We start from the raw sequence: 7,851 nt of genomic DNA on the forward strand, positions 1-7,851 counted from the left end.
GACATCAAAGGCAACAAGCACCCGAGCATGGCCCAAGTGGCAGTAGTCATATACCGTCATACCACAGACATACATGCCAATCTTGCCGTCTTGTAATGGTTTTAGCGGCTGCTTGCTGCGGCTGAGGGTGTTGTAGATTTGTATGCTCATAAGTATTCGCTTAATGCTGGACGGGAGACGGGGGCTTATCCCCGAGACCCGTAACGTAAATTTAGTTTCGCAGTTGCCCGTAATTATGCACGCTAGACCAAACGTCAGACGTCAGACGTCGGACGCCAGGCCCATCACTCGCCCGTCTCTTTACTACCCCACGTATCCCGCAAGGCGATCGCGCGATTAAATACCGGTTTGTCACTGCAATGTTCATGGCGGTCAGCAACAAAATAGCCGGTGCGCTCGAACTGGAAATGCGTTTCTGGCGCCGCGTCAGCGAGCCCAGGTTCAATCCAGCAGTTTTCCAATACCGTTAACGAATCCGGATTCACGTGATCTAAAAACTCTTCGCCGCCACGGTCGGGCGCCTCGTGGGTAAATAGCCGGTCGTATAAACGCACCACCGCCTGCTTACCACGACTTGCCGAAACCCAGTGAATAACCCCTTTTGGCTTCACACCATCTGCCGGATCTTCACCTAAGGTGCCGTCGTCATAGCTACAATGCACCTCGATAATATTGCCCTCATCATCTTTAACAACAGATTCAGCAAGCAAAACGTAAGCGCTGCGCAGACGCACCTTTTTCCCTAAGACCAAGCGCTTAAATTTCTTATTAGCCTCTTCTCGGAAATCATCGCGTTCAATATATACTTCGCGACTAAAGGGCAGCGTGCGTTCGCCAAGATCATCTCGATTCGGGTGGCCCGGAGCGGTAAGTTGCTCAACCTTATCTCCCGGGTAGTTGGTAATAACCACTTTTAGTGGATCCATAACACACATGGCCCGAGGCGCATTTTTATCGAGATCATCGCGAATCGCGTGCTCCAGCATCGCCATATCAACCACCCCTTCACTGCGCGCGACCCCAACCATATCGCAGAAATTGCGCAGCGCCTTCGCGGTGTAGCCGCGACGACGCATGCCGGCGATAGTCGGCATACGTGGGTCATCCCAACCATCTACCACTTTCTCGTCGACCAGCATTTTCAGCTTGCGCTTACTGGTCACCGTGTAATTGATGTTTAGGCGGGCAAACTCGTACTGTTTGGGCTGTGCAGGTACTGGCAAATTCGCCAAAAACCATTCATATAAAGGGCGGTGATCCTCAAATTCCAGCGTACAGATAGAGTGCGTAATCCCCTCTAAGGCGTCGGACTGACCGTGAGTAAAATCGTAGTTTGGGTAAATACACCACTTGTCGCCAGTCTGATGATGGCTAACTTTGCGGATTCGATAAATGATCGGGTCGCGCAAATTGATGTTTGGTGCCGCCATATCAATTTTAGCCCGCAAGACCCGGCTACCCTCATCAAACTCACCGTCACGCATTCCCGCAAACAGCGCAAGGTTTTCCTCAGGGCTACGATCGCGATACGGGCTATTACGGCCTGCCTCAGTTAAGGTACCGCGATATTCCCGAGCTTCGTCGGCACTTAAATCACAGACGTAGGCATTACCAGTACTTATTAAATGCTGTGCATATTCGAACAAGGTGTCAAAGTAGTCAGAGGCATAGCGAATCGGGCCCGACCATTCATAGCCCAACCAGCGAATATCTTCCTGAATGGCATCGATGTAAGCCTGTTCTTCTTTAGCGGGGTTGGTATCGTCAAAACGCAGATGACAGCGGCCACCGAATTGCTCGGCCAAGCCAAAGTTCAAGCAGATAGATTTGGCATGACCAATGTGAAGAAAGCCGTTCGGCTCTGGTGGAAAGCGGGTTACCAGCTCGCCCGTCAATCGCCCACTGGCAATATCCTCTTTAATGATAGTGCGCAGGAAATTATTGCCCGTTACTGCTGTGTCAGTCATTGAATCATTCCGTTAATCGTCATTTTCCTGCCAGCCGCATCAAACGTGCTGCCGGCGGATTTGAAGCGCCAAGTGCGAGGCTGGTTTCGCCGAGGGACCAAAAGCCGTATTATAGCGGCTTTAAATTCTGGTTATAAGCGAGATCAGCGTAAATGATTATCTTCAAAACGAATTTTGGCGACATCACTATTGAATTAGACTTTGAAAACGCCCCCAAGACCTCCGAAAACTTCAAGCAGTACGTTGTTGACGGCTACTACGACGGCACTATTTTTCACCGTGTTATCGACGGTTTCATGCTCCAAGGCGGCGGTTTTGAGCCAGGCATGAAACAAAAAGCAACGCGTGCCACCATTGAAAACGAAGCAGACAACGGGCTAAAAAATGACGTCGGCACCCTTTCCATGGCCCGCACCTCGGACCCACATTCTGCAAGTTCACAATTCTTCATTAACGTGAAGAATAACGACTTCCTGAACCACAGCAGTAAAACTATGCAGGGCTGGGGTTATGCGGTATTCGCCAAAGTTACCGACGGCATGGACGTCGTTAACAAAATTAAAGGTGTCAAAACTGGCAGCGCTGCTGGGCATCAAGACGTTCCAGTCGAAGACGTGATCATTGAGAAAGCGGTTTGGGTAGACTGATCGCCCCATGACTAGTCTCTTTATCTCAGATCTTCATCTGGATGAAAAGCGCCCGGATATTACCCGGGCGTTTTTTGATTTTTTACGCAGCCATGCCAGTAAGGCGCAGACTTTATACATTCTCGGTGATTTTTTTGAAGCCTGGATAGGCGACGACGATCGCTCCGATTTAATCGATCAAGTTAGCGCAGAACTAAAAAACCTCACGAACAAAGGTGTCGCGTTATACATAATGCATGGCAACCGAGACTTCCTGATCGGTAGGCAGTTCTGCAATACCGTTGGCGCTGAACTACTGAGTGACCCCACAGTAATTGAGCTTAACGGCGAAGCCACGCTACTCATGCACGGCGACAGCCTCTGCAGTGACGACCAAGAATATATGCAGTTTCGTAAAATGCTGCGCTCAGCAGATTGGCAGAAAGAAGCTTTAGCCAAGCCGCTGGAAGAGCGCCGCGTCATAGCGCAGCACTTGCGCATGGCCAGCAGCGAGGCCAATAGCAATAAGGCCGAAGACATCATGGATGTAAATCCAGATGATGTGATTCGCGAAATGCAGAACCACCAGTGTCATCGTTTAATCCACGGCCACACGCACCGCCCGATGCGCCATCCGCTCAGCATAGGTGGTAAGCCCGCCGAACGCATAGTGCTCGGCGACTGGGACAACGCGATCTGGTTCTTAAGCGCTGACGACCGTGACCTAAAGTTAGAAAAAATCCCCTTTTCAAGCACCGCACACTAAGACCAAACCCTCTCCTTGCAGCGCTTTTTTGCGCTGCACTGCACCATTTTGACCATAGCCTACCTAGCACACTTAAAATAAGCAGCACCTCTTTAGCGCACTATGTCGACGCAAAATCTACACAAAAAACTCCCAACATGCTGTTTTTATTATAAATATGCCTCATGGCATAGCTATTGCTAACACCTAAGCAGAACGTTCTGATCCAAAACGCAACTCGCCAACATCGGCGATGTTACGAAAACGGAATACCGCAATGCTGATCACATTGCGGCTGCCGTCACTCACTCGGAGACAGATAAATGCCTTGGTATCATAGCCTCATAAAACGTACTGTCGGCGCCCTTGCGTTAACAAGCAGCTGCTTTGCAATGGCCGCCGACCTAGAGAAAGAAGAGTTAAAATTTGGCTTCATTAAACTCACAGACATGGCACCGCTGGCCATTGCTTACGAAAAGGGCTATTTCGAAGATGAAGGCTTGTACGTCAGCCTAGAAGCTCAAGCGAACTGGAAAGTCCTACTCGATCGCGTTATCGATGGGGAGCTGGATGGCGCCCACATGCTGGCTGGGCAACCGCTCGGCGCCACCATTGGTTTTGGTACCCAAGCTCATATCATAACCGCCTTCAGCATGGACCTTAACGGCAACGGTATCACCGTATCCAATAGTGTCTGGGACGAGATGAAGCAACACATCCCCAAGCAAGCTGACGGCAAACCCGTTCACCCAATCAAAGCCGATGCACTTAAACCCGTAGTTGATAAGTACAAGGCTGAAGGCAAACCATTCAAAATGGGCATGGTTTTCCCAGTGTCCACCCACAACTACGAATTGCGCTACTGGCTCGCGGCTGGCGGCATCCATCCAGGCTACTATGCGCCACTCAAAGGCGACACCAGCGGTCAAATCGACGCCGACGCACTACTCTCTGTTACCCCGCCACCGCAAATGCCAGCCACACTCGAAGCGGGCACGATATATGGTTATTGCGTTGGCGAGCCCTGGAACCAGCAAGCCGTATTCAAAGGCATTGGCGTGCCAGTCATAACCGACTATGAAATCTGGAAAAACAACCCAGAAAAAGTCTTTGGCGTAAGCAATGAATGGGCAGAGAAATACCCAAACACCCACATTGCCGTCGTCAAGGCCATGATCCGCGCCGCAAAATGGCTGGATGAAAACAACAACGCCAACCGCCCTGAAGCCGTTAAAATCCTCGCAAAATCAGCCTACGTTGGCGCCGACTACGATGTTATCGCCAACTCGATGACTGGGACCTTTGAATACGAAAAAGGCGATAAGCGCGAGATCCCCGACTTCAATGTTTTCTTCCGTTACAACGCTACCTTCCCTTACTACTCCGACGCGATTTGGTACCTGACACAAATGCGTCGCTGGGGGCAGATTCCAGAGCATAAACCGGACAGCTGGTATTTGGACATCGCCAAAAAGGTGTACCGGCCAGACATTTATCGCAAAGCAGCGGAAGCACTAATTGCTGAGGGTAAAGTAAGTGCCAGTGAATTCCCAAACTTTGCTACTGAAACCGGATTCAAACCACCGCAATCCGAGTTCATTGACAACATCACCTACGATGGCAACAAGCCCAATGAATACATCTCTAAGTTCAGCATCGGTCTGAAACCCAAAGACACTCTGAAGTAGTCGTAACGCCCCGCTGAGCTGCAGCGGGGCAATCAGGAGCATATATGTTTAAACAAAATACCCTCCACTATCTAAGTGTTGCAGGCTTTGCGTGGCTGGTTCCTTTAATCAAACTAGCCACTTTGGAAAACCCGAGGGAACAGGTACAAGAAATAGTTCGCCTTATTGGCCTACCGCTGGTCGCCATTTTGATCTTCCTCGCCATTTGGTCTACTGCAGCATCGCGGATCAACACGAGCTTGGGCACCTTCCCAGGACCTGGCGCCGTTGTCTCCGCAACCCAAGGTCTTTTTCATGAACATCTTATTGAGCGTGAAAAAGCCGCCGCTTTTTATGAGCGCCAAGAAAAACGCAATGAAGTAAAACTTGCTAAAAACCCCAATGCAGAAATCAAGATTCGCGACTACACCGGCAAGCCAACTTACTTTGATCAAATTATTACCAGCCTGATCACCGTTTTTACTGGGTTTCTAATCGCATCACTGATCGCGGTACCGATTGGCATAACATGCGGTTTAAGCCCCTTGCTAAACACAGCGATTACACCAATTATTCAAATACTAAAGCCAGTCTCGCCCCTTGCCTGGCTGCCACTAGTAACCATGGTGGTCAGTGCCGTTTATGTCAGCGATGATCCTATGCTATCCAAATCGTTTATCAACTCAGCGATTACCGTGACTCTATGCTGTATGTGGCCAACCTTGATCAACACTGCCGTCGGCGTTGCCAATATCGACAAAGACCTGATTAACGTCGGTCGCGTTATTCAGCTCGGCTGGTTTACGCGTGTTACCAAAATTGCGATTCCCGCGGCGCTGCCGATGATATTTACCGGTCTACGAATTTCACTAGGCATCGGCTGGATGGTCTTAATTGCAGCTGAAATGCTCGCCCAAAACCCAGGCTTAGGTAAGTTTGTATGGGATGAATTTCAAAATGGCAGCTCGGAATCGCTAGCCCGCATAATGGTCGCGGTTATAACGATCGGCTTTGTTGGGTTCATTCTGGACTCATTCATGCACACCCTTCACAAAATCATCGCCCACGACGAAGCTTGAAACTAAGGATTCCGCCATGTCGACTTATCTTGATATTTCACAAATTAGTATAGAGTTCCCCACCAAAACCGGCCCATTTAAGGCGCTAGACAAAGTCGATTTAAAAATCGATCGCGGAGAATTTATCTCCCTAATTGGCCACTCGGGCTGCGGCAAATCAACTGTACTAAACATCGTTGCAGGGCTTTACGAAGCGACCGAAGGCGCTGTCATTCTTGAATCCAAGGAAGTTAACGCGCCTGGCCCAGATCGTGCAGTCGTATTCCAACACCACTCCCTGTTCCCATGGCTAACGGTATTTGAAAATGTTGAGATTGCGGTCAAACAAGTTTTTAAAGGTAAAAAGTCAAAGGCCGAAATCCGACAATGGGTCGACTACAATCTTGCTTTGGTGCACATGTCTCATGCTAGCCACAAGCTTCCCGCAGAGATTTCTGGCGGCATGAAGCAGCGCGTCGGCATTGCGAGAGCACTAGCAATGGAACCCAAGGTATTACTGATGGACGAGCCTTTTGGGGCCCTAGATGCACTAACCCGAGCTCACCTCCAGGATGCCTTAATGGAAATTCAAGCCGAGCTTAATAATACCGTTATTCTTATTACCCACGATGTCGACGAGGCAGTACTTCTCTCGGATCGTATTGTCATGATGACGAATGGTCCGGCTGCAAAAGTTGGCGAAATTCTCAATATCGACCTACCTCGACCACGCGACCGTTTAGCCCTGGCAGATAACCCTGCCTATAACCATTATCGTGCAGCAGTACTCACCTTCCTGCACCAAAAACAAGCTAAAACAGAGACACCTCCCCCCCAGATTCAGTCAGCAGAAATTCCAATAGCAGAAGTAAAAAAGGCAGTAGGAGCATAATCCATGGGCGCCATTCACAATCGGAACGGAATTCAATTGGAAAAAACGGATGTCACCCTCGGGTTTATCCCCTTAACTGACTGCGCGCCTCTGGTCATAGCCCAAGAAAAAGGCTATTTCAGCGCCGAGGGCCTAAATGTCACTCTCTCCCGCGAAGCGTCATGGGCAAGTATTCGCGACAAAGTCGGTCTCGGCATCCTGGACGGCGCGCAAATGCTTGCATCTATTCCAGTTGCTTCGCGCCTCGGAGTCGGCGGACCCAAAATTGATATGGTGAGCGCTATGGTGCTCGACCTCAATGGCAATGCCATTACTATCAATAATCAACTTTACAATCACTTATATGAAATTGATTCGCGCAGTGAGTTCAGCCCGCTTATTGCAGCGCAAGCACTGCAATGCCTGATTGAAGAAAATAAACGAGGTAAGCGGCCCAAGCTGCGTTTTGGCGTCGTTTACCCCTGCTCCACGCAAAGTTATGAGCTGCGTTACTGGCTGGCCAGCGCAGGAATTGACCCAGACCGCGATATCGAAATAGTGGTTATTCCCCCGCCAAAAATGGTCACCGCAATGACCGACGGAGACATCCACGGATTCTGTGTGGGCGAGCCTTGGAATACACTTGCAGTACAGCAACAAATTGGTCATGTGGTTGCCACTAAATACCAACTTTGGAATAACAGCCCAGAAAAAGTCTTTGCCGTTAGCGAAAGTTGGTCCAAGGATTACCCAGCCACCCATCAAGCCTTATTACGCGCCTTAATTAAGGCTTGTATTTGGCTGGACAAAAAGGAAAATCGCAGGCTCACGGCCAAAATTATCAGTCAGGCAGCGTACATAGCCCTGCCGGAAGAAACCGTCGCGCTGTCACTCATGGGCTCCTCGCTAAAGCATCA

General features: G+C 49.8%; 7 protein-coding genes and 1 pseudogene. 6 read left to right on the top strand and 2 right to left on the bottom strand.

Annotation, left to right across the window (positions count from 1 at the left end):
- Positions 1-150, bottom strand: a pseudogene (locus ABYT30_RS12640) (cysteine--tRNA ligase); the annotation flags it as partial.
- 134 nt (positions 151-284) lie between these two features.
- On the bottom strand, positions 285-1,967 hold the full coding sequence (locus tag ABYT30_RS12645; protein WP_373082865.1) for a glutamine--tRNA ligase/YqeY domain fusion protein: 1,683 nt from the start codon (positions 1,965-1,967) through the stop codon (positions 285-287).
- Between the two features lie 152 nt (positions 1,968-2,119).
- Here ABYT30_RS12645 and ABYT30_RS12650 point away from each other — a divergent pair, with 152 nt between their 5' ends.
- The 6 genes from ABYT30_RS12650 to ABYT30_RS12675 all read left to right on the top strand — a co-directional run.
- Positions 2,120-2,614 (top strand): peptidylprolyl isomerase, encoded by a 495-nt coding sequence (locus ABYT30_RS12650; protein ID WP_373082864.1) that lies wholly within the window; start codon positions 2,120-2,122, stop codon positions 2,612-2,614.
- Between the two features lie 7 nt (positions 2,615-2,621).
- Positions 2,622-3,359 carry a UDP-2,3-diacylglucosamine diphosphatase gene (locus ABYT30_RS12655; RefSeq protein WP_373082863.1) on the top strand — a complete coding sequence of 246 codons (738 nt, stop codon included), beginning with the start codon at positions 2,622-2,624 and terminating at the stop codon, positions 3,357-3,359.
- Between the two features lie 302 nt (positions 3,360-3,661).
- On the top strand, positions 3,662-5,026 hold the full coding sequence (locus ABYT30_RS12660; protein ID WP_373082861.1) for a CmpA/NrtA family ABC transporter substrate-binding protein: 1,365 nt from the start codon (positions 3,662-3,664) through the stop codon (positions 5,024-5,026).
- A 44-nt stretch (positions 5,027-5,070) separates the two neighbouring features.
- Positions 5,071-6,084, top strand: coding sequence for an ABC transporter permease (locus tag ABYT30_RS12665; RefSeq protein ID WP_373096786.1), 1,014 nt, complete (start codon positions 5,071-5,073; stop codon positions 6,082-6,084).
- 16 nt (positions 6,085-6,100) lie between these two features.
- Positions 6,101-6,955 carry an ABC transporter ATP-binding protein gene (locus ABYT30_RS12670; RefSeq protein WP_373082855.1) on the top strand — a complete coding sequence of 285 codons (855 nt, stop codon included), beginning with the start codon at positions 6,101-6,103 and terminating at the stop codon, positions 6,953-6,955.
- A 3-nt stretch (positions 6,956-6,958) separates the two neighbouring features.
- A partial coding sequence (locus ABYT30_RS12675; protein ID WP_373096788.1) for a CmpA/NrtA family ABC transporter substrate-binding protein occupies positions 6,959-7,851 on the top strand: 893 nt, incomplete at its 3' end.

The organism is Zhongshania sp., from assembly GCF_041623545.1.
In the GTDB taxonomy this organism is placed as follows: domain Bacteria; phylum Pseudomonadota; class Gammaproteobacteria; order Pseudomonadales; family Spongiibacteraceae; genus Spongiibacter.